The sequence below is a fragment of the Prosthecobacter sp. genome (assembly GCF_029946185.1).
Classification (GTDB): Bacteria; Verrucomicrobiota; Verrucomicrobiia; order Verrucomicrobiales; family Verrucomicrobiaceae; genus Prosthecobacter.
Genome location: NZ_JAQSEA010000082.1, coordinates 16,590 through 37,415, shown reverse-complemented (window position 1 = coordinate 37,415; position 20,826 = coordinate 16,590). Strand labels below are relative to the sequence as shown.

The following is a 20,826-nucleotide window of genomic DNA, read 5'->3' as shown; positions in this document are numbered from 1 at the left end:
GTTTGAAGGACTCTGGAACCGGCGGCTGTTGACGTCAGAGCCGGCGAAGCTCCGTGCCAATGTGCGGCCTCGTGCAGTCATGGAACTGCTTCAAACGAAAATCGACCTGCACGTGCTTGACGTGCGACCAACATCTCATTTGGCCATGATGCCTTTCGCGAACGTCTCGGTGAGGTGGGCAGGGCCAGGCCCGTGCGGGTCCATTGCGCAGGAGCATTCAGGCGGCGCAAGGCGGTGGAAGTGCTTCGAGCGCTCGGATTCCAGTCCATCTATCACCTGCATCGCGGCTTTCACTCCTGGCAGTTCGCCGGACTGCCCATCGTGAAGACAGCAAACACATGACCCTCTTTCCCCCACAACTCCCTCCCATGAACAAACCTACCATCCTCATTCTCTGCACCGGCAACTCCTGCCGCTCCCATCTTGCCGAAGGCATTCTCCGCCGCGCTCTGGGCGCTGACTACATCGTCGCCAGCGCCGGCTCCAAACCCGCCGGTTACGTCCATCCGCTCGGCATCAAAGCCATGGCGGAGATCGGCATCGACATCTCGGCGCATCATTCGAAGCACCTCAGCGAGTTCCTCAATCAGGACATCGAAACGGTGATCACGGTGTGTGGCAATGCGGACCAGGCCTGCCCGATGTTTCCCGGCCAAGTGAACCGGCACCACTGGGGCTTTGATGATCCTGCGCACGCCACGGGCACGGAGGAGGAGCAGATGCAGGTCTTCCGCCGTGTGCGCGATGAGATCCGTGCGGTGTTCGAATCCTACGCCACAGGCCGGCAGAACCAGGCAGTGCTGGCCGAGAGTGTGGCTGCGTTGGCGGCGCAGGCCTATAGCGACGGGCATGTGGATGAGAGTCGGAAGAAGTGAATGGCAGCGGTGGAGGCGGTGCGCGGTCTCCCTTTTCTTGAAGAGGAGGCTCCATGGGGTGGAAACCCCATGGCGGAGGTCGCGGGCTCTTTTTAGAATTGATGGTGATGAAACCCCTCCCCTTCCTCCTTCTTGCGGCAACTTTGGCCGGGTGCTGCGCTGTCTCAGCGCAGACTGCCAGCCCTCCTGCCAAGGAGGTCACTCCGACTATCATGGACACGAACATTGTGCCTGACGGCATTGTGTTCTATCGCGACCAAACCTATCTCATTCGTCATAAGCGGGCCGCTTTGGTGAATGCCATTCTGGTACCTGAGGGCCAGGTGCTGACACCTGAGGGGCGGCTGTTGCAACTGCCGACCGACTTCGTGGAGGATGTCAGCCCGACGGTGAAAGAGGGACTCTTTACCATTCGCGATCAAGCGTATTTGATTCGCAACGGCCGTATGACGCGGGTGAATGCCCAACTGGTGCCCGAAGGGCGTGTGCTGACAACGGATGGGCAATTGCTGCCGTTACCTGCGGACTTCAGTGGTTTTGTGCTGGATCGTGGGCCGGATGGAAAGGTGCTGCCGACTCCTCCCCAACTTTCGGGGCCGCAGGTTCTGCCAGGTCAGTCTGGGGTGCCGCAGGTGGAGCAGGGCCAGGGAGCCAAAAAGTGAGGCTGATTTGCTCGGGGAGCTAGAGCTTCCTGCTTGGGGCGGCGTGAGATGAGCGGCTTGCCGCCTTCTGGTATTTCCTAGCATGCGTGGGCATCCGAGGCTGTCGGAAGTGGTAAGCTGCGTCCCCTGCCCTCACTGAGCGACCGCAATCCCTAGGGGATGCGGCGATGCGGAGCGTCTTTTGGAAAGCAGTTCCGAGGTGGGGCATGGCCCATCATACCTCGATGCGGCGCGGCGCTGCTGCATCGAGGGACGAGTAGGATTCGCCGGCGCGCTTAGACGGCGACGCAGTGGACCTTGCTGATGCCCTGGATCTTCTCCAACTCGGCGATGACTTCAGCACCGGGTGTTGAGTCGAGGGTAAGCAGGGTGAGGGCTTTGCCGGACTCCTTGTCGCGGCTGAGGCTCATGTCGGCGATGTTGACCTGATTGGCACCCAGGATGGCGCTGTATGAGGCGATCATGCCGGGGCGGTCGATGTTCTCGATGAGGAGCAGCGTGCCTTCAGGGCGGGCTTCGACGCGGTGGCTGTTGATCTTGACGATGCGGGGCTCATTGCCAAAGAAGGTGCCGGAGATGCTGGCGGTTTCGTCGTCGTTCTTGGCGATGACTTCGATGAGGTCGGTGAATTCGCTGGCTTCGGTCAGGCGGCTCTCGGTGAAGCGCAGGCCGAGGTTTTCAGCGACGCCGTTGGCGTTGATGTAGTTGACTTGTTCGGCTCCGACGGCGCGCTCAAGAAATCCTTTGAGCACGGCACGGGAGATGAGCGAGGTGTCGCTGCCGCCGACTTTGCCGCTGTAATTGATACGGACGACGTTGGCGCGAGCAGGAGCAAACTGCGAGACGAGACGGCCGAGGAGTTCGCCGAATTTGAGGAAGGGGCCGATTTCGGCGAGCACCTTGGGATCGACGTTCGGCATGTTCACGGCATTGACCACGGTGCCCTGGAGAAGGTGGGCCTTGATGACTTCGGCGATTTCGATGCCGACGTTTTCCTGGGCTTCTTCGGTGGAGGCACCAAGATGCGGGGTGAAGACGGTGTTCGGGGCGCTGAGGAGGGGGTAGTCGGCGGGTGGGGGCTCGACTTCGAAGACGTCGAGTGCCGCTCCGGCGATGGTGCCGTCGATGAGGGCCTGGGCGAGTGCGGCGTCGTCGATGAGGCCGCCACGGGCGCAGTTGATGATGCGGCAAGTTTTCTTGAGCGTGGCGAGGCGCTTGGCATTGAGCATGTGCTTCGTGTCAGGCGTCAGCGGCATGTGCATGGTGATGTAGTCAGCCTGCACGATGGCGGCGTCGAGGTCTTCACACAGGGTGACGCCGAGGCTTTCGGCGCGGTTCTTGGAGAGATAGGGGTCGTAGGCGACGACGTTCATGCCGAAGGCCTTGGCGCGCTTGGCGAACTCCGCGCCGATACGGCCCATGCCGAGGACGACGAGGGTCTTTTCAAACACTTCGGTGCCTTTGAACTTCGCGCGGTCCCATTTGCCGCCCACGATGGTGGCGTGGGCCTGGGGGGTCTTGCGGGAGAGGGCCATCATGAGGGTGAAGGCCTGCTCTGCGGTGGAAATGGTATTGCCGCCCGGGGTGTTCATGACCACGACGCCGCGCTTGGAGGCGACGGGGACGTCGATGTTGTCCACGCCGACACCGGCACGGCCGATGACTTTGAGGTGGGGGGCTGCATCGAGCACCTTGGCGGTGACTTTGGCTCCGCTGCGGACGATGATGGCGTGGGCGTTGCGGGAGGCCTCAATCATGTCGTCCTCGGCCTTGAGATTCATGTTCACCTCGACAGAGAAAGACGGCTCCGCTTTGAGCAGGTCGATGCCTTTGCTCGAAATGGGGTCGTTGTTGCCGGCGATGAGGATGTTGAACTTGGACATGGGTGGGTTGGGGGGAAAGAGGGCGCGCAGAGTAGCCTCCTTTATCCACCGCTCAAGGAGCAATGCGTTCTAGACAGAACACAGACTGAGAGTTCATACCGATCCTTATTGGACGCCCGTGTGGAGCAGGTGTGCACGGTGCTTGAAGAGCCGCGGCAGGAGGAACAAGGGGTGAAAAGGTGGAAGCGGAGGCAGGGGTATTTGCGGCGTGCTGCGGAATGAATTCCGCGCGCCTTGGCGGGCGTGGAAAGGTGGATGTGAGTGCCTAGGAGAGACAAGCTGACTCAAATAGGCTTGCATGAATATTAAGTGATAAGTGATTTCTAATCATTGTTAATTAGTTACTTAAGGGGTGCCTCCTCTGCCCTGGTTGTTGCCGAAGCGCTGGGCTCATCTGGCGGAGCGAGAATGGCTGCTTTACTGACGCGGCTACTCGTGCTGGATGGTTTCAAACACCGCGCCACCTAGGAGGCGGTCGCCGTCGTACAAGGCGCAGATTTGTCCCGGTGTGAGGGCGCGCTGCGGCTCCGAGTATTCGAGTTCTGCCCGGCCGTCTCCGAGCGGGCGGAAGATCGCATTGCCCGCCGGGCAGCGGTAGCGGGGCTGGGCCTGCAGCAGGCGCTCATCCTGCAAAGGAGTGCCGGTGCTGGAAATGGAGTGCAGCGTGGCTTTGCGCGCCCAAAGCAGCGGGGTGTCAGAATTCTCGATGGCGACGACGAGTTCGTTGGTCGCAGGGCGCTTGGCCACAACGACGTACGCCTGCTTGTGAATCGGGCTGGCCACGCCGTGGCCCTTGCGCTGGCCGAGGGTGTAAAGGTGCAGGCCGCGATGCTCACCGAGCACCTTCCCTCCTAAGTTCACGATGGGGCCAGGCTTGTCCGCCACGAAGGTGCGCAGAAAATCCTCCATCTTCACCTGCCCGATGAAGCAGATGCCCTGGCTGTCCTTTTTTTCCGCTGTTTTAAGGCCGAACTCGCGGGCGCGATCTCGCAACTCCGGCTTGAGCAGGTGGCCGATGGGAAACTGAGCGATACGCACCTGATGCGGCTGCATCATGGCCAGGAAGTAGGTCTGGTCCTTGTTCGGGTCCGCGCCGCGCAGGATAGAGGCTGGATGCTGGATGCTGGTTTCTAGATTCTGGATGCTGGATCCAGCATCTAGCTTCCGTGCGTAGTGACCGGTGGCGATGGCCTCAAAGCCGTGCTCCTGCGCCCAGTCCCAGAGGACGCCGAACTTCATCTCGCGATTGCACATCACATCCGGGTTCGGCGTGATGCCGGCCTGGTAGCCTTCGATCAGGTACTTCACGACCTTCTCTCGGTATTCGGTCATAAGATTGACCACACGGAACGGGATGCCTAGCTGCTTGGCCACGGCTTCGGCATCCGTGATGTCCTCCTCCCACGGGCAGTGGCCGATGATGTTCTCCTCGTTGATCCAGTTCTTCATGTACACGCCGGACACGTCATGCCCTGCGCGCACGAGTTCGGCCGCAGCCACGCTGCTGTCCACGCCACCGGACATGGCCATGAGGATTTTTAATGGGGGAGTTGGATTCAAGATCGGAGAGTACTGCTGAGCTTTAACTCGTTCTGGAAAACTCCTCAAGCACCAGAAGCCAGAACGAGCTAAAGCTGTGGACGGCTTTGTGACGAAGCGCTTAATCTGGGCGGATGAAATCTGTCTCTCTTTCCCTCGTGACGTGGGTGCTGGCATCGCTGCTGTCCAGTTGTGCCTTGAACAAGAGCTCGCCCAAGTCCCTGCCGGTGCTGATGGTGCTACGGCTGAAATGGATGGATGACGTTGCGGAGGCGAAGCAGGCCAAAGCCCTGCCCATTTTCGACCCGGTGCGCGAGGCGGAACTGCTGCGCACCATGACGCAGCGGGGAGTCGCGGCCGGATTGAAAGCAGAGAACGTGCGGCGCTTTTTCAATGGCCAGATGCAAGCGGCCAAAGGGGTGCAGGAGGAGTGGCTGCAGCAGCACCCGCCGGGGACGCCCGCCTCCAAGTCAGTGCCTGATCTCACTCAGACGGTGCGCCCGGCCCTGGATGAAATCGGGCGGCAGATGATCGCGAGGCTCGCGCAACCGCGCACTGCGGGTGAGTCCGCGGCGATTCTAACAGCGGCCCGCGAGCGCCTGGCGCGTGCGGGGTATTCGGAGGCTGTGATGCGACCAGCTCTGGAAGGGTTGAAAGCGGGTGTGCAGTAGCTTGAGCAGGCCCGTGCAGCCATGAAAAAGGTGCGCGGCGATCTCTCGCACGCGCACCTTAGCAACAAACAGGCTTAATTAGCTCTTCTGACCCACAAACCTGGCATCGCCGAAGGCGAGGATGGGCATGAAAATGAAGCCGAGCAGAAAGATGCCGACGCCAAATCCACCGCCTTTGCCGAAGTTTTTCGCCAGACCGATGGAAACCAGCAGGGCGATGATGATGTTAACAAAAGGAATGAAAAACAAGATGATCCACCAGAGTGGTTTGCCCGATATTTTGAGGTAAACGATCACATTGTAGATTGGCACTATGCAGGCCCAGCCGGGTTCTCCAGCCTTCGTATAAACCTTCCAAACTGAAACGATGAGGAAGACCAGAGCCGCGAGGCCGATGATCGTTGGCACGATTCCGATTTGGGCATCTGTCGAGGTTTGAAACGAAACCTCGCTGGCTTGTTGAAGCATAGGAAGCAGATGGGTGAACATATTTGTAGGGTGTGGTAGTATGCGATGGATCATCCCGGAAGGAATTTTCGGGATTGATTTGATCTTATGTCAGCAAAAAGCCTGCCTTTTGGCAAGACTTCTGTGGATGCGATGTTCATTGTCACCGGACGAACACCGGCTTGATCTTTGCCAGCGCCGCATTCAGATGAGGGATGTCAAAGATCGAAAAAGTCCCCACAGGCGAGTTCCACTCCGGCTACGGCTGCATCATCATGGCCGCCGTGATCGGAGTCTTCAGCTTCATCCTCTGGTGGAGCTACTACACGCTGACCACGATGGATGCGGCCATCGCGGCCATCACGCAGACGGCCCCCGCCACTCTCCCTCCCGTAACGGCTGTGCCTGAGCTGGAGAAGAGGCTCACCGACTTTGCCGCCGCAGCGACCGAGGGCAAACCAGCTACGCTGAAGCTCAGTGTGGCGGATCTCAATGCCCTGCTCCTCCTCGCCCCGGATGGCGGCAATGGCAGCTACAAGGACATGCTGCGGGTGACATCTCTCGATGCGACCCATCAGACAATCGTCACCAAGGCCAGCCTGCCCATGAACACGGCCAAGTTCTGGGAGGACACCAAGCGCTACCTCGTCGGCGAAGTGGACTTCACCTTGGTGCCGACTGAACTGGGGCCCGATGCCAAAGTCAGCGCCGTGCGCGTGCCGGGCAAGACGGTGCCGGAAGAAATGGTCAAAGGCATGGCGATGTACGGCTACCTAGGTCCCTATCAAAACGATGCAAAGCTGGGGCCGGTGCTGAAGGCGATCGTGAAGTATCAGGTGGAGGCGGATGGAGTGGTGCTTTCGACGGTGAAGTGATTTTTGGACGGAGGTTAAGGCAGAGGTCAAGGGGTGGTCAAGGGGTGGTCAAGGGGTGGTCAAGGGGTGGTCAAGGGGTGCGTGGCGGCTTGATCGAGGACGAGTAGGATTTTGCTTTGGTGGAACGCCTTGACCATTGCTTGACCTCTTGACCTCTTGACGTTGCTCCCCCCCCTCCCCAATGCCCACACTCCCCCAGCACCCCAACCCCTGGCAGACCGTTTCCTCCCGCGAGACCTATGCCAATCCATGGATCCGGGTGCGGGAGGATCAGGTGATCAAACCCACGGGCGGAGCCGGCATTTACGGCGTGGTGGAGTACAAGAACATCGCGGTCGGCGTGATCCCTGTGGATGCCGAAGGCTACACCTGGCTGGTGGGCCAATGGCGCTACTGCCATGGGCGCTATGAGTGGGAAATCCCCGAAGGCGGCTGTCCTGCCGGTGAATCCACGGTAGAAGCGGCCCGGCGCGAGTTGAAGGAGGAGACCGGTATCGTCGCCGCGACCATCGTGTCCCTGCTCTCCGGCATTCAGCTTTCCAATTCCACCAGCAACGAAGTCTGCGACATCTTTATCGCCACGGGTCTCACGCACACTGCGGCGCAGCCGGAGGACACCGAAGAACTCGAAGTCCTGCGCCTGCCCCTCAGCGAAGCCATTCAAATGGCCCGCGATGGGCGCATCCGCGACAGCGTCAGCGTTTTGGCGCTGCTGGCAGTGGCAGGACGGGGTGGATTGACCGCATAAATCGCCTGACGTTGTGGCATCAAAACTCTTGTCGTGACAAGCGGCCAGTGACAGAGTGGGAACCCATGAACACAGAGCAACTGGAACAACTCAAGACACTGGTGGCAGACGCGGACGATCTGCCAGAAGCCGCGAAAACCAAGCTGCTTGACCTGCTGGCACAAACCGAGGCTGAAGCCCCCACGGCAGAGCCTGGGCAGGCGCAAGGACTGTGGCAGTCTTCGGTCGGAGAACTCGAGGCGGCGCACCCAGAAGCGACGGTATTTATGAACCGGCTCGCGACGACGCTGGCGAACATGGGAATCTGAAATGGAACCCACACTTTCAAAAGAACCCAGAATCCGTCTTTGACAGAACTTAGGAGGCGTGTAGTTTCGCGCCCCTTTTTCCCCGAGGGAATGTCGCCATGCCAAACACACAAGTTATTCTCAAAGAACAAATCAAAGGCCTCGGAGCCGAAGCTGACGTCGTCAGCGTGAAGCGCGGTTTTGCGCGCAATTTCCTGCTTCCCCAGGGCAAGGCTTATGAAGCCACCAAGGGCAACCTGCGCTACACCGAACGCCTCAAGGCCGTGCGTGCAGAGCGTGAAGCCAAGGAAGTCGGCGAAGCTGAAAAGATTGCCTCCAAGCTGAAGAAGGTGAAGCTCAAGCTCACCCTTTCCACCGGTCAGGGCGGCAAGGCCTTCGGCTCCATCACCACCATCGACATCGCCAAGGCTCTTTCCGAAGAGTCCAAGATCGAAGTGGATCGTCACATGATCGTGCTGGAAAAGCCGATCAAGAGCACCGGCAACTTCGAAATCGTCGTCAAGCTTGGCCACGAAATCACCGCCACCGTCAAGCTGAACGTCTCCGCCGCTGGCGAAGCCGCTCCTGCTGAAGACGACGCTGAATAAGCGCTCTCTCCTAGCTTAACCATTCTGCAAAGCCGCGTGAACAACGCGGCTTTGTTGTTGTGTTCAAGAAAGTACTCATGAGCTTCAGCTCATTCCGGAAAGCCTTGCGAATGTCTCTGCTGCTCCAAGTAATGCAGGGTGAGTGTCTCTCTCATGTCTCAGGCTCTCCAAGCCATTTCGAACCGCATAGGCACGATGACGCAGAGATTTGCGCCGGCGTGTTGTTTTTTCGCTGAGAGCACTCGGGCGTTCTGAACAGCGAAGAGAGCGCTGTCCAGAACGAGCTGAAGCTCGCTAGTACTTTCCCTTGCCTAAAAAGACTCGAAAGAGACACTTCCGTACCGGGTATTGATATTGACAATCATGCCTCCTTTTTGGAGCATGCCCTCATCACCATGAAGAAATACAACGTCGGAATCATCGGATACGGCTGGGCCGCCAGCGCTCACATCGAAGCCATCAACAAAAGCAAGCAGGCGCAGGTCACCGCGATCTACTCCTCCCGCAAATTGGACGACGCCGAACTGAGCGCGAAGCACAGCACCCCCATCAAGAGCTACCAAAACCTCGACGAGATGCTGGCGAATCCAGACATCCATGTGGTGGACATCTCCAGCTACCCTAGCCAGCACCGCGACCAAGCCATCAAGGCGGCGAATGCGAAGAAGCACATCATCCTCGAAAAGCCGATGGCCAACTCGCTGCAGGAAGTGCGCGAGATCGTCGCTGCGGCCAAGGCCAATGGCGTGAAGGGCTGCGTGTGCTTTGAGTGCCGCTTCTCGAACCAGTTTCAGGTGACCAAGGCGCTCATCGACGAAGGTCTGCTGGGCAGCATCCATTACGGCGAAGTCGATTACTACCATGGCATCGGCCCTTGGTACGGTCAGTTCCGCTGGAACACCGGCAAGAAGGACGGCGGCAGCGCCCTGCTCACCGCCGGCTGTCATGCACTGGATGCCCTGCTCATGGTCATGGGCGGCGAAATCGAAAGCGTCACCAGCTTCTCCACCAAGACGCAGAGCGAGATCTTCAAGCCCTACGAGTACGACACCACCAGCGTCACGCTGATTCACTTCAAAAACGGTGCCGTCGGCAAATCCGCCGCCGTGGTGGACTGCCTGCAGCCCTACTACTTCCACACCCACCTGTGCGGCAGCCAGGGCAGCCTGCTGGATGACAAATTTCACTCCATGAAACTGCACACCGACAAGCACGCCTGGAGCAAGCTCTCCATGAAGATGCTCGACTCCGGTGACGTGAGCGACCACCCCTACGAGACGCAGTTCCAAGCCTTCTTCGATGCTCTGGACGAAGGCAAGGACATGCCGCTGACCAGCTTCCCAGAAGCATTGCGCAGCTTTGAAGTCATCTTCGCCTCCGACAAAAGCGCCGAACAAGGCGGCAAGCCGGTGCGCATTGCTGATCTCGACTGAGACTGATACAGAGAGTTCAATCACAACCGCGTGGCGCTCCGGCACCACGCGGTTTTTTGTGGGTGGTCTCCGGACCGCAGAGTCCGCCGCAGAGCCATGTATGGCGGTTCGCAAAACTCATTTCCGTTTAGCAGGCTGTTTCTTGATCGCAGATCATGGGCTTCCTTCTTCGCTCTCCTGCGTCGAGCTACGAAGGACAGGTCGACGGCGGCTGGCTGAGGACAGCCAGCGCTGGGCAGACGCGTTCAACGCTTCACCAGACCAGCACTTCTTCCTCTTCCTGAGGCACGACGACAGCGGCTGCGCGCGCGGGTTTGACGAAGTCGTAAATGATGGGGATGCTCATCATGCCGGTCCTGCGGTCGTCGAACCAATCTGAGTAGAAAGGTTTGCCAAACACGCGAAAGCCCATGGTTTGGTACAGAGGCAGCAGGCGCTTGCCAGATTTGGTGACGACATGAGCGGCCTTTTGCCGTTTGGCGTAGTCCTGCATGGCCATGGCAAGCTTCATCAGCGGCATGCCTGTGAGGCTTCTCCGGGCGCAGCCGCGTGACACTTCGATGATGAGCCCGTCCTTCGGATACACGAGATCCTGCGCGTCGGATTCGCTTTGCAGCTCCAGTTTAGGCACCTCATCATTGCGCAGCACGCGGATCACGCCGGTGATTTCACGGGCAGTATTGAAGAGCGCAAAATGATGCGCGGCTTCGTCAAATTCATCGATCTCATGAATCAAACCAGTGGTGTAAACCTCACGCCGCATCTGTGCGATGGTGTTGCGGTTTTCGTGGAATGAAATCTCTTGAATCATGTCTTAGAAGACTGGTTTTCTTATATTTACCGTAGGCTAAATATTAGCTAAACAGGCCTAAATAAAGATTAATATTTGGGAGCTTTGAGAAATGGCTTTCGGTCTTAACCACGCGGTCAGCCGAGGTCCTTGATCTCTCCCGCCCCGACCTGCTCCGCCGCTGCCAGCTTGATCAAGCGCACTTCGGGCGGGCAGGTGAAACCCGGCGGCACATCGCCGGGAAGCAAAATACGAAAGCGGTGCAGACCCTTCAATTTCAGCGCATGGTATTGCTGCTGCAGATTTTCAGCCGTCAGAGGCAGATCGCTCGGAAAGGCCCAAAGCCCAGAAAAACCGTCTTGGTCGTGATGAATGAGCGCTGTCTGGCTGAGGAACTCCGCTACGGGGCTGACCAGCCGGGGCCAGCGCAGCAACTGGACATGATTGGCTGAAAGGTGCCCATCATGCACGGTGAGGCCGTCCAGCCATTTGGCCTTGTAACGCAGCACGCCGTCATGCAGTGAGGGCTTGCTGCCACCGAGGAGGATGCGAGTGCAGCCGAGGTGCCGGGCTTCTTCCAGCGAATGCACGTAGAGCGCGGCCAGAGCGCCCTCACGCAGAAGCTCCTGCCGCCCCTCCCGCAGCCCGGTCACCACAGGGATGTAGTCCCTGCTCTGCTTGATCACCAGATCCCCCGCCACATGTTCGCCGTTCTGCGTCACCCATTGGATGCCACCGCGCCGAAACACCCACCGCAGCAGCCAGCGTGGCGCCACCTGCGCCTTGGCCTTATGCCTGTCGCGGATGTAAGGCTTGTAATAGGAGTCGTAAAAAAGTTCATAGTCAGCGGCGGACTTGGAGAGCTCGCTGGTGTAGCCCTGGCGTTTGACCCGCCGGAACTCCGAGTCTGTCCGGCTGTGTGCGCGGGTGTAGGTCCGTACCTCCTCGGGCACGGTCAACCAGGCGGAAACCATGGGGGGCACCGCGAGATAGTCCTGCGCCAAAAATAGCTGTGCGGAGAGACGGTCAATCCCCACGAGCGTCAGATCGGCGGCAGACTGTGCGCGGTCCAGATGCTTTTGCAGTGACCACACTGGTACATGTATACAATTTTCCACCCGAGGCTCTGCCGCAAACAGTTGCTGGATGATGAAGTCCGTCCAGCGTGGCTGCCCCGCAGCGAGCAGGATTACCTCCCGCCCTGAAGCACGCGCCACCCCGCGCAGCCTCTGCACGGGCACCCACCAGCCGATGAAGGGCAAAAGCAGGCGCGCACCCCAGCGCAGCAGACTTTTCAGCAGCACCATCATGACTGCCTGGGCTGGGTCGGATCCTGCATGGGCCCCGCTGGCGTGTCAGGGTGGCCGCAAAGTTTCAGCCTTTCAGGTCCGCTGTCGCTGACTGTGCCTCCGGAGATCAGGCGGACTCCGGAGGGGCATACAAAATCTGCCGGCACCTCTCCGGGCAGCAGGATCGTCAGACAGCGCAGGCCCTTGGCCTTGATCTGGTTATGGTGCTGCTGCAGGGTTTCTGCTGTCAGCGGGTGCTCTTGGGGAAAGGCGGTCAGCGCTGAGAAGCCATCCCCATCATGGTGAATGAGCGAGGTGTGGGTGAAGAACTCCGCCACGGGCCCCGCCATGCGGTTCCAGCTCAGCAGCACGGAGCGGTTTGACGATACTGCGCCATCAAGGAGGCGGAGCTCTGAGGCCCATTTGTTCTTGTAGCGAAACACTCCGTCCTGCAGCCAGGGCTTGCTGCCGCCCATGTCGATTTCCTTGCAGCCCAGCTTTCGTGCTTCCAGGATAGAATGCACATAGATGGCGCTGAGCGCGCCGTGCTGCAGCAGCTCCAGCCGTCCATCCAGCATCCCGTTCACCACCAAGCGAAACTGCCCCCCCTTCACTATGACGAGGCAGCCACTGAGCCGTTCACCGGCCTGAGTGATCCAGTACAGCATGCCCATCCGGAACATCAGCCGCATGCGCCAGCGCGGGACGAGAGCCACTTTTTCACCATGTCGTGCGGGAATGAAGGGCACATAAAAGCGGTCATAAAAGCAGTCCAGATCCTCGGCTGCCCGGCTGAGGTGGCACTCGAAATTCTTAATGCGCACGCGCCGGATGTCTGCCTGGGCGCTTTTGTGATTCCGTGTGAAAACCTGCAAATCCTCCGGCACCTGGCTCAGACTTGAAAGCCACATAGGCACCTCGAAATCATGCGGCCTGAGGAACAGGCGTGCAGAAACACGGTCGATCCCCACCGCCACCAGATCTGCGGTGCTGCGCCACTCATCCAGCAGCCGCTGCAGCCGCCAGACAGGCACCCGCACGCAGCGCTCCACCACGGGCTCCTGCGCAAAAAAGCGCTCCTTGATGAATACAGAAGCGGGGCCCGCGTGCAGCAGCACCACCTCCCGGCCTGAGCCACGCGCCGGACCGCGCAGCAGCGCCACCGGCACGCGCCAGCCTAGCAAGGGCAGGATGATGCGCATCCACCACCGCAGCCAGTTTTGCAGGTTCATTGGGCGAAGGATCTCATGCGTATTCCAGCAGCGCCTTGATGACCTTGCGCTCTGCCACGGCCTTGAACGCGGCGGTGATCTGATCCAGCTGAAAACGATGCGTGATGAAGTCGGCGGAAGTGAGCCTGCCTTCGCGGATCCACTGGCAGAGGGCGGCCTGTGATTCCTTTTCATAGCGGCGTGTGGGCCACTGATGCACGAAGAGGTTGAAGTTGAAGTCCGCCTTCGCTTTGTCGATGTGCAGCACGCCATGGGTGAGCACGCCGTAGATGCAGTGTGAGCCGCCCCGGCGCAGCAGCGGCAGCCCCTGCTGAACGATGTCCGGGTGGCCGACAGCATCAATCACGGCATCAAGCTTCTTGCCGCGAATCTTCGAGAGTTCTCCAATCTCGAGGTCTCCCGGTGCAAAGGCTGCATCCGCGCCAAAGGCCAGCGCCTTGGCCTGCTTGTCCACATGGCGATCCACGATGCCGATCCAGCCGAGGCCAAAGAGGCGGCCGAGTTTCACAAAACTCAGGCCCACCGGCCCTGCGCCGTAGATGAGCACATCGTCACCGGGTTGCAGATGGAAATCACGGAACGCACCCAGCACCTCGCGCCAGGTGCAGAGCAGCACGGCTTCCTCAGGCGGGATGTCCGCATCCACGCGGGTCTGGATCTCGAAGACCTCCACCCAGCCGTGCGCCTCATCCGCCACGCCGTCCGCCACCATGGCCTCATGGTCATTCGCCAGGGTGAACTCACCAAAGCCGCCCCAGCCGGAATCCACGCCTTCCTTTTGCAGATCAAACACCAGCCCACCGACGGCGCGATCACCCACCTGGAAGTTTTTCACCTTGTCTCCCACTTCGATCACGATACCGACGCTCTCATGCCCGAGGGCAAAGGGGAACTTGTCCTCCATGCCCGGAAAGCTGCCGCCGAGGAGTTCGGAGTCCGTGCGGTTGCACAGGCAGGCGCATTCCGTGCGCACCAGCGCCTGGTAGGGCCCCGGTTTCGGCTGCGGTGTGTCGAGGATGGCGAGTTCTCCGGGTGCGATGGCGATGACGGACTTCATTCAGAAGTGCATCCGACCACGCGGCGCGTGCGTGCGCAATCAAGAAGTGAAAGGGCTGCGCTTTTGACGATGGTCTGGCCACCCCGCCAGATGCCTCTCAAGCCATCTCATCTGGCAGCGGCACGTTTTGCTCCACCTTGCCGGTGCGTGCATCGGGGCTGAGCTGCGGGACGATGCGGGCGGTGCATTTCACGCCGGTGCAGCCGCCCTCCTCCAGGCAGTGGCGCATGGCTGCCGTCAGCTCAAACAGCAGCCGGGCTTCATCGGCACCGGGCTGCGGGATGAAGACGCACTCCACGGCATCGGGCGCTGTCTGCCGGAACTGGTAGGTGGCCACCTCCCGCTGATGCTCCATGGCGAAGATGAAATGCGCCCCGATGAACACACGGCGCTCAGGTGTTTTGAAAACGTAGGCCATGTTGCTGCGGCCATGGATCTGCTCGATGCGCTTGAACGGCCATGCGGCATCCACCGGCCCGAATTTCACGCGGTCATTGAGGCGGTAGCGCAGCAGCGGCACCGCCTTGTTGATGAGTGGCGTGGCCAGCGCGTGATCGGACAGAACGTCCTCCTCCACTGGCTGATCTGCGGCGTCCACCCCCTCAAACACCACCATGTCGTCATGGCAGTGCAGGTGCTCCATGCCGCGCCACTGCCGGGCGATGCCGAGGGTTTCACCGCAGCCATACATGCTGAAGGGCTCAATGCCGAAGGCTCTGCGACACAGGTCGCGGATGCCGGGCGTCACTGCATCTCCTCCAGCCCAGATGTGGCCCCGGTCTTTGGGCAGATGGAGGTCCACTTCGCCATTGAGCTGCGCCTGCGCCAGACGCCCAAACAGAGAGGCATAGCCCATCATCGCATCCGGCTGGATACGCTGCACCTCCGCCAGGATCTCGCTCCATGGCGCGGTGATGTTGATGCGATGGTAGCTGCTGAACAGCGCACCAATCCAAGGGCGCGTGGCATACAAAGCCGCAGAGACCGAAGGTGAAGACGCCGTCACAAAAACGAGGACCTTGAGACGCCGCCGAAACACCGGCAGTGGCGGCTGGGCGGCGCTGTGTGGAGAGGCGGAGTTGCGCAGATTCTGGCAGGCGTGGCCCCAGTCCACCGCCGCAATGTCCTGCGGGATCGCCAAAGCCGCGCCGGTGGTGCCTGAGGTCATGCTGACCATCCAGCGACCATGCAGCAGCGTGCCCCAGTTTTTCGGCTCGTTGAGAAAGGCCTCCAGCGCAGCGCGGTGCAGCCGTTTGTCTGGCACGATTTCATCCCAGTTCGCCACCAGGAGTTCCTTGGTCAGCGGCGGGATGTCCGTGATCTGGCAGCGCTCCACATCAATGCCCGCGAGGTGCCGCCGGTAAAAAGGGCTCACCTCCAGCGCATAGCGCGCCATGGCCCGCCAGCGCCGCTCCTGCAGCTGCAGCAAGTCCGCACGGCTCATGAAATGGGCTTCCTTCACAGCCCTGCGTGCGCGCAGGAGGTTGATCAATCGACTCATACGGTCCTTTCGCGGAGATGGCGCAAGGGGTCAAGACGGGAGCTGCACGACAAATGCACCCTGTCCTACCTCACCTTCTTTCCATCAACTCATTCCCACATCCGCACTGGAAATGCGTTCGTTTCTTGCTTTGTAAAACGCTGCCCATGTTCCGCACGATTTTCGAATACCTCCTCTGGCCCCTGATCATCACCGCCGCCATCATCCCCACCGGGATCGGCATTGCCAGCGGGCATGGGCCGCTGGCGTTTAACATCACCTACTTCAGCCTCGCGGCGCTGCTGTACTTCCTGGAGCGGAAGTTTCCGCATGAGCAGGCCTGGCTGCACTCAGACGGGCAGGAGGCACAGGATTTCGCGCATACCGCCTTCACCAAATCCTTCGTGCAGTTGCTCATCATTTCCGCCACCTGGCTCGGACTCGCCGCCGTGGTGGGCGGAGATATGGGCACGGGCTACTGGCCCAATCACTGGCCCATGTTTCTCCAGGTGTTGCTGGGGCTCGTCATCGCCGAGTTCGGTCTGTATTGGGCGCACCGCATCGCCCATGAATGGGGGCCGCTGTGGTGGTTCCACGCGGTGCATCACAGCTCCAAAAAGCTGTGGTTCTTCAACACCGGCCGCTTCCACATCATCGACACGCTCAAGAGCGCCATCTTCTCCGCCCCGCTGCTCGCGCTGGCCGGTGCACCCCAGAGCGTGGTGCTGTGGTTCGGTGCCATCACCGCCTACATCGGCTTTCTCACGCACGCCAACATCCAGATGCGCTTCGGCTGGCTCAATTACATCTTCAACACCCCTGCCCTGCACCGCTGGCACCACTCGATGGACCTGCGCGAAGGCAACAAAAACTACGGCGAGAATCTCATGATTTGGGACCTCATCTTCGGCACTTACTACGACGACACCAACCGCCGCCCGCCGGTGAAGATCGGCATCAAAACCGCCATGCCGAGGACCTTTTGGGGCCAGGTGGTGGAGCCCTTTCGCTGGCACAAGTTTCAGAACTCCGCCAAAGAAGGCACCCACAAGCACGAGCTGCTGTGAAAAAAGGAGGGCACATCGCCCTGAAAACGACTTGCCGCAATCCGGTGTGCATGCGAAGCATCGCCCCCAAACAACGCGCTCGTAGTTCAACGGATAGAATGGTGGTCTCCGAAGCCGCATATCCAGGTTCGATTCCTGGCGGGCGCACCAGTTGGGGCCGGTTCCGGTAATTTCGTCAGTCGTATGCATTCCTGCACCCATGTGTGGCCGCCTGAACCAGTTCGCGAAAATTTCCGCGCTTTCTCTCGCGGGGAAGAAGCTGCGCATCGAATGCCGCCCAAAGAAAAAGGCCGAGGACATGAAGGCCGACGCGCAGGTGATTCATAACATCTGCCCCACTGATTATGCGGACGTATTGACCATGCAGGCTGATGAGATCGGCATGGAGCGCATGCGCTTTGGCCTCGTGCCCGCCTGGGCCAAAGGCAGCAAGAAGGATGTCGCGAAGAAGTTTGGCCTCACCTTCAATGCCCGTTGTGAGAGCATCTTTGAGCTGGCCTCCTACCGGGGGCCCATCCTGCGCCAGCGCTGCCTCATACCCGTGCGCGGCTGGCATGAGTGGCCGGATCGCAACTGCCCCTACTTCATCCACCGCACGGACGATGCGCCGGTCTTGCTGGCAGGTATCTGGGATGTCTGGGAAAGCCACAGCCCGGAGGATGTCGAGAGCGGCGGTGTCATCACCTCCATGAGCATCGTCACCACGCCGCCGGGGCGCTACATGGCGAAGTTCCACGATCGCAGCCCGCTGATTTTGGAGGGTGAAGCTGCTTTCGCCTGGATGCAACCGGGCATGCCGGTAGCGGACATCCGGGGTCTTCTCAAACCCTATGAAAGCGAGCATTTGGAGGCTTATCGCGTCTCCACCGCTGCCAGTCAGGCCCGCAACAAGACTGACGAAGTGATACGTCCGATAGCGGCACCTGTTCCACAGCATGGAACATATCAGCCCATCGCACCTGTCTCATCTGCAGATGCTCCCCAACCCATGCTGCCGGGTCTCGCCCCTTGAATCCCCCCTATGGGATAGATCCTCGCGCGTGGCCAGGTGCCACCCTGACAAGCGCAAGCAGGCATGGGTGCTTCAAGAGAGAATTTCCTTCACAACATGCCCATGCACATCGGTGAGGCGACGATCGACACCATTCGTGCGCAGGGTGAGGTTTTCGTGATCGATGCCGAGCAGGTGAAGGATGGTGGCGTGCATGTCGTAGCCGGTGGTGACGTCGCGCATCGCCTGGTAGCCCCAATCGTCGCTCTCGCCGTGGGCTGTGCCGGGCTGGATGCCTGCACCCCAGAGCCAGCTCACGAAGCTGCCGCAGTTGTGATCGCGTCCGAGCGAGCCTTGCGAGAACGGCGTGCGGCCGAACTCGGTGGTCCAAACGACGAGGGTTTCTTCGGCGAGGCCACGTTGGCGGAGATCGCGCAGCAGGGCGGCGATGGGCTTGTCGATGCTCGCGGCCATGGGCGGGAGTTGTGTGGGGATGTTGCCGTGGTTGTCCCAGTTATTCGTTGCGCCCTCGGGACCGCTCCAGACTTGGACAAAACGCACGCCGCGCTCGATGAGACGCGTGGCGAGCAGGCAGCGCTTGCCGAAGTCAGCGGTGGCTTTGTCTGCGCTGTCGAGACAGTAGGCCCGGCGTGCGGATTCGGGTTCGCGCATGACGTCGAAGGCTTCTGGCGCGCTGAGCTGAAGCTTCGCGGCGAGTTGGTAGCCCGCGACGCGGGCATCGAGTCGCGAATCGCCCGGATGCTGCGTGGCGTGCGCGTGGTTCATCTGGTTCAGCAAGGCGAGGCCGTCGCCATCCGCCTGGTGAGTGGCGAATGCGAACTTGTCGCTGGCAAAGAGGTCAGGAATGGGTTGCGACGCGCCTGCTTTGATCACGGTGCCCTGATGCACCGCAGGCAGGAATCCTGAGGTGAAACAACCGCGCCCGTTGTAAGGCAGGCCGCGAGCATCGGGCAGCACGATGAAGGTGGGAAGGTTGTCGGTGAGATTTCCCAGCGCATACGAAATCCATGCGCCCATGCAGGGGAAGCCGGGCAGAAGGAAGCCGTTGTTCATGAGGTAGGCGCTCTGGCCATGCACATTCGAGCGGCCCTGCATCGCCATGAGAAATGCCATTTCGTCCACAAGCTTCGCCTGCTCAGGAAACAGGCTGCTCGCCCAGCGTCCGCATTGACCGTGCTGCTTGAACTCGAACGGGCTCTTCATCAGCGGTCCCTGCATGCCGGTCGCGCCTTCGACCTTCACTTTGGAGCCGAGCTTCTGCCCGTGCTGTTTCGTCAGCATCGGTTTGTAATCCCAGAGGTCCATCGGGCTCGCTCCGCCATTCATGAAGAGCTGGATGACGCGCTTCACTTTTGCCGGATGATGAATGCCGCCATTGAATTCCGGTCTCGGCACCGGGACGCTGGCGGAGGCATCGCGCGCGAGCAGTTGCGACAACGCGACTCCCGCGAATCCGCTGCTGATGCCAGTGAGAAAGTCGCGCCGGGCGTGAAGCGGAGGGGGGCTCATGGGGTGCCGGGGTGGAGGCTTTAGCGAAGCGCTTTGCCTTTGGTTGCGTTGGCAGGCACTTCCAGCGCGGACATCACCCGCTTGCCGAGTTCCTGGCTGAGCAGCTGGTAGGCCGCTCCTTGCCAGTGATAATTGTCGCCGGCCGCCAGTTCAAGGTGGGAACCCAGGAGGGAATAGCTGTCGATCATATCGATGCCTTCCTCTTTCATCACCTGACTGGAGAGTGTGTTGAGCCGGATGACGACATCGTTCTTGTCTCCCAGACTGGCGACCGGTTGGTCCGGCGCAGGCCGGGCGGCGGTGTGGGGAGTGGTGAAGAGGTAATAGATCTTTGCCTGGGGTGCGCCCAGCTTGAAGCAGCGTGTCAGCTTGCGCATCCGCTCCAAAACGACGTCGTCGGAGACCTTGTCGGGCGTCCAGCTCAGCGAGTGGAGGCCGTTGTTGAAGATGACCACGTCAAACTTGTAACGCCCGGCCATCTCAGTGAGGGCCTCCACGGGCACGTCACCGCCGACGAAGTGGACGCAGTGGAATACATAAATCTTTTGCTTCAACATCTCCGGGATGAAGGAGCCGCTGTAGCCCATCGAGATGGAGTCTCCGTAAATGAGAACTTTCGGCCATTCGGGATGGTCAAGTTTGGGAACGTCGAGCGCCCAGCCTTTGCCCGCGACCGCGCCGCGTGGGAACTCCGGCTTGGACTCGCGCTTCGAGACATAGTTGAAGGATGAGCCGAACACTTTCACGCCGCGAATCGTCACGGGCATGGTCTTGGCCTTCGGGTTCCCGTTGCGGCCAATCCACATCGGTTCGGCGTTCGGGATGAGGTTCATGAAGCAGGTCTTGCAGGGAATGTCGTCGATGTAGAACGTCGCCAGTCCCTTGCGGACCGCCATGGTGAGGGTGTAGGGCGTGTTCATCTGCGGCTCCTTCCGTCCGTTCAGGGAGCCTCCGGTCATCAAGATGCCGTTCACCACGGAGTTGACCTGTCGTGCGTAATACGGGTTGTCGCGGTAGTTGAAGAAAAAGGAAAAGCCGTCGTCCTGCTCGCTCTGCTTTCGCATCGCGGTGAAGACCGCATCCTGCACCAGTGCATCGAGTGAAAGTGTGACCTGGACGGTGAAATTGGCTTGATCGGGAAATGCCTCCGCAGGCACGGCGAAGCTCGCGCCATCCCGCAACTTGACCACGCCGTCCACCTTCTCGGCGTCTCCCGACCGCAGCGCGGGCACAATGTCATTTTGCGACAAATCCCAAAGAACCGAATCATCGGCAACGGCGGTGGTACTGAGGGCTGCCATGGCGCAGGCTGCCATAGCCAAACGCAGGATGGGAAGGCGGGATGGGGTTGGATTCATGGGA

Annotated in this window: 20 protein-coding genes and 1 tRNA gene; 11 read left to right on the top strand and 10 right to left on the bottom strand. The window is 60.2% G+C overall.

Features of this window, described 5'->3' with window-relative positions:
• The first annotated feature begins 368 nt into the window (after positions 1-368).
• Entirely contained in the window at positions 369-875 is a 507-nt protein-coding gene (locus PSV43_RS06425; protein WP_300194715.1) for an arsenate reductase ArsC, read from the top strand.
• A 212-nt stretch (positions 876-1,087) separates the two neighbouring features.
• A complete protein-coding gene (locus PSV43_RS06420; RefSeq protein WP_300194714.1) occupies positions 1,088-1,537 on the top strand; it encodes a hypothetical protein in 450 nt (149 codons plus the stop codon).
• Positions 1,538-1,812: 275 nt separating this feature from the next.
• Here PSV43_RS06420 and serA read toward each other — a convergent pair whose 3' ends face one another.
• Complete coding sequence (gene serA / locus PSV43_RS06415; RefSeq protein ID WP_300194713.1) at positions 1,813-3,420, bottom strand: phosphoglycerate dehydrogenase; 1,608 nt, start codon at positions 3,418-3,420, stop codon at positions 1,813-1,815.
• A 429-nt stretch (positions 3,421-3,849) separates the two neighbouring features.
• On the bottom strand, positions 3,850-4,950 hold the full coding sequence (gene mnmA / locus PSV43_RS06410) for a tRNA 2-thiouridine(34) synthase MnmA (RefSeq protein WP_345784652.1): 1,101 nt from the start codon (positions 4,948-4,950) through the stop codon (positions 3,850-3,852).
• Between the two features lie 143 nt (positions 4,951-5,093).
• Between mnmA and PSV43_RS06405 the strand changes: the two genes are divergently transcribed.
• A complete protein-coding gene (locus PSV43_RS06405) occupies positions 5,094-5,630 on the top strand; it encodes a chorismate mutase (protein WP_300194711.1) in 537 nt (178 codons plus the stop codon).
• Between the two features lie 78 nt (positions 5,631-5,708).
• On the opposite strand, the gene PSV43_RS06400 is transcribed toward PSV43_RS06405, so the two are convergent.
• The gene (locus PSV43_RS06400) at positions 5,709-6,038 is read right to left on the bottom strand and encodes a DUF5684 domain-containing protein (protein ID WP_300194710.1); all 330 of its coding nucleotides are present in this window, start codon (positions 6,036-6,038) and stop codon (positions 5,709-5,711) included.
• A gap of 254 nt (positions 6,039-6,292) precedes the next feature.
• Between PSV43_RS06400 and PSV43_RS06395 the strand changes: the two genes are divergently transcribed.
• The 5 genes from PSV43_RS06395 to PSV43_RS06375 all read left to right on the top strand — a co-directional run bounded on the left by PSV43_RS06395 (position 6,293) and on the right by PSV43_RS06375 (position 10,028).
• Positions 6,293-6,952 carry a hypothetical protein gene (locus tag PSV43_RS06395; protein WP_300194709.1) on the top strand — a complete coding sequence of 220 codons (660 nt, stop codon included), beginning with the start codon at positions 6,293-6,295 and terminating at the stop codon, positions 6,950-6,952.
• 181 nt (positions 6,953-7,133) lie between these two features.
• Positions 7,134-7,700: an NUDIX hydrolase gene (locus PSV43_RS06390; RefSeq protein WP_300194708.1), complete on the top strand. Its 567-nt coding sequence runs from the start codon at positions 7,134-7,136 to the stop codon at positions 7,698-7,700.
• Positions 7,701-7,765: 65 nt separating this feature from the next.
• Positions 7,766-8,008, top strand: coding sequence for a DUF4404 family protein (locus PSV43_RS06385; protein WP_300194707.1), 243 nt, complete (start codon positions 7,766-7,768; stop codon positions 8,006-8,008).
• 98 nt (positions 8,009-8,106) lie between these two features.
• Positions 8,107-8,595, top strand: coding sequence for a 50S ribosomal protein L9 (gene rplI, locus PSV43_RS06380; RefSeq protein WP_300194706.1), 489 nt, complete (start codon positions 8,107-8,109; stop codon positions 8,593-8,595).
• 395 nt (positions 8,596-8,990) lie between these two features.
• Positions 8,991-10,028, top strand: coding sequence for a Gfo/Idh/MocA family oxidoreductase (locus PSV43_RS06375; RefSeq protein ID WP_300194705.1), 1,038 nt, complete (start codon positions 8,991-8,993; stop codon positions 10,026-10,028).
• A gap of 253 nt (positions 10,029-10,281) precedes the next feature.
• On the opposite strand, the gene PSV43_RS06370 is transcribed toward PSV43_RS06375, so the two are convergent.
• From PSV43_RS06370 to PSV43_RS06350, 5 genes are all read right to left on the bottom strand, one after another.
• Positions 10,282-10,839 carry a GNAT family N-acyltransferase gene (locus PSV43_RS06370; RefSeq protein ID WP_300194704.1) on the bottom strand — a complete coding sequence of 186 codons (558 nt, stop codon included), beginning with the start codon at positions 10,837-10,839 and terminating at the stop codon, positions 10,282-10,284.
• 116 nt (positions 10,840-10,955) lie between these two features.
• Positions 10,956-12,128: a hypothetical protein gene (locus PSV43_RS06365; RefSeq protein WP_300194703.1), complete on the bottom strand. Its 1,173-nt coding sequence runs from the start codon at positions 12,126-12,128 to the stop codon at positions 10,956-10,958.
• A complete protein-coding gene (locus tag PSV43_RS06360) occupies positions 12,125-13,339 on the bottom strand; it encodes a hypothetical protein (protein WP_300194702.1) in 1,215 nt (404 codons plus the stop codon). The genes PSV43_RS06365 and PSV43_RS06360 overlap by 4 nt, the downstream gene beginning before the upstream one ends.
• 13 nt (positions 13,340-13,352) lie before the next feature.
• Entirely contained in the window at positions 13,353-14,396 is a 1,044-nt protein-coding gene (locus PSV43_RS06355; protein ID WP_300194701.1) for a zinc-binding dehydrogenase, read from the bottom strand.
• A gap of 97 nt (positions 14,397-14,493) precedes the next feature.
• Positions 14,494-15,897 (bottom strand): hypothetical protein, encoded by a 1,404-nt coding sequence (locus PSV43_RS06350; RefSeq protein ID WP_300194700.1) that lies wholly within the window; start codon positions 15,895-15,897, stop codon positions 14,494-14,496.
• A gap of 146 nt (positions 15,898-16,043) precedes the next feature.
• Here PSV43_RS06350 and PSV43_RS06345 point away from each other — a divergent pair, with 146 nt between their 5' ends.
• The 3 genes from PSV43_RS06345 to PSV43_RS06335 all read left to right on the top strand — a co-directional run bounded on the left by PSV43_RS06345 (position 16,044) and on the right by PSV43_RS06335 (position 17,955).
• A complete protein-coding gene (locus tag PSV43_RS06345; protein WP_300194699.1) occupies positions 16,044-16,943 on the top strand; it encodes a sterol desaturase family protein in 900 nt (299 codons plus the stop codon).
• Between the two features lie 75 nt (positions 16,944-17,018).
• Positions 17,019-17,093: transfer RNA gene (locus PSV43_RS06340), tRNA-Arg, on the top strand.
• Positions 17,094-17,142: 49 nt separating this feature from the next.
• Entirely contained in the window at positions 17,143-17,955 is an 813-nt protein-coding gene (locus PSV43_RS06335) for an SOS response-associated peptidase (RefSeq protein WP_300194698.1), read from the top strand.
• A gap of 72 nt (positions 17,956-18,027) precedes the next feature.
• On the opposite strand, the gene PSV43_RS06330 is transcribed toward PSV43_RS06335, so the two are convergent.
• Both PSV43_RS06330 and PSV43_RS06325 read right to left on the bottom strand, forming a co-directional pair.
• On the bottom strand, positions 18,028-19,464 hold the full coding sequence (locus PSV43_RS06330; RefSeq protein WP_300194697.1) for a DUF1501 domain-containing protein: 1,437 nt from the start codon (positions 19,462-19,464) through the stop codon (positions 18,028-18,030).
• Positions 19,465-19,484: 20 nt separating this feature from the next.
• Positions 19,485-20,822, bottom strand: coding sequence for an SGNH/GDSL hydrolase family protein (locus PSV43_RS06325; RefSeq protein WP_300194696.1), 1,338 nt, complete (start codon positions 20,820-20,822; stop codon positions 19,485-19,487).
• Positions 20,823-20,826: the final 4 nt, after the last annotated feature.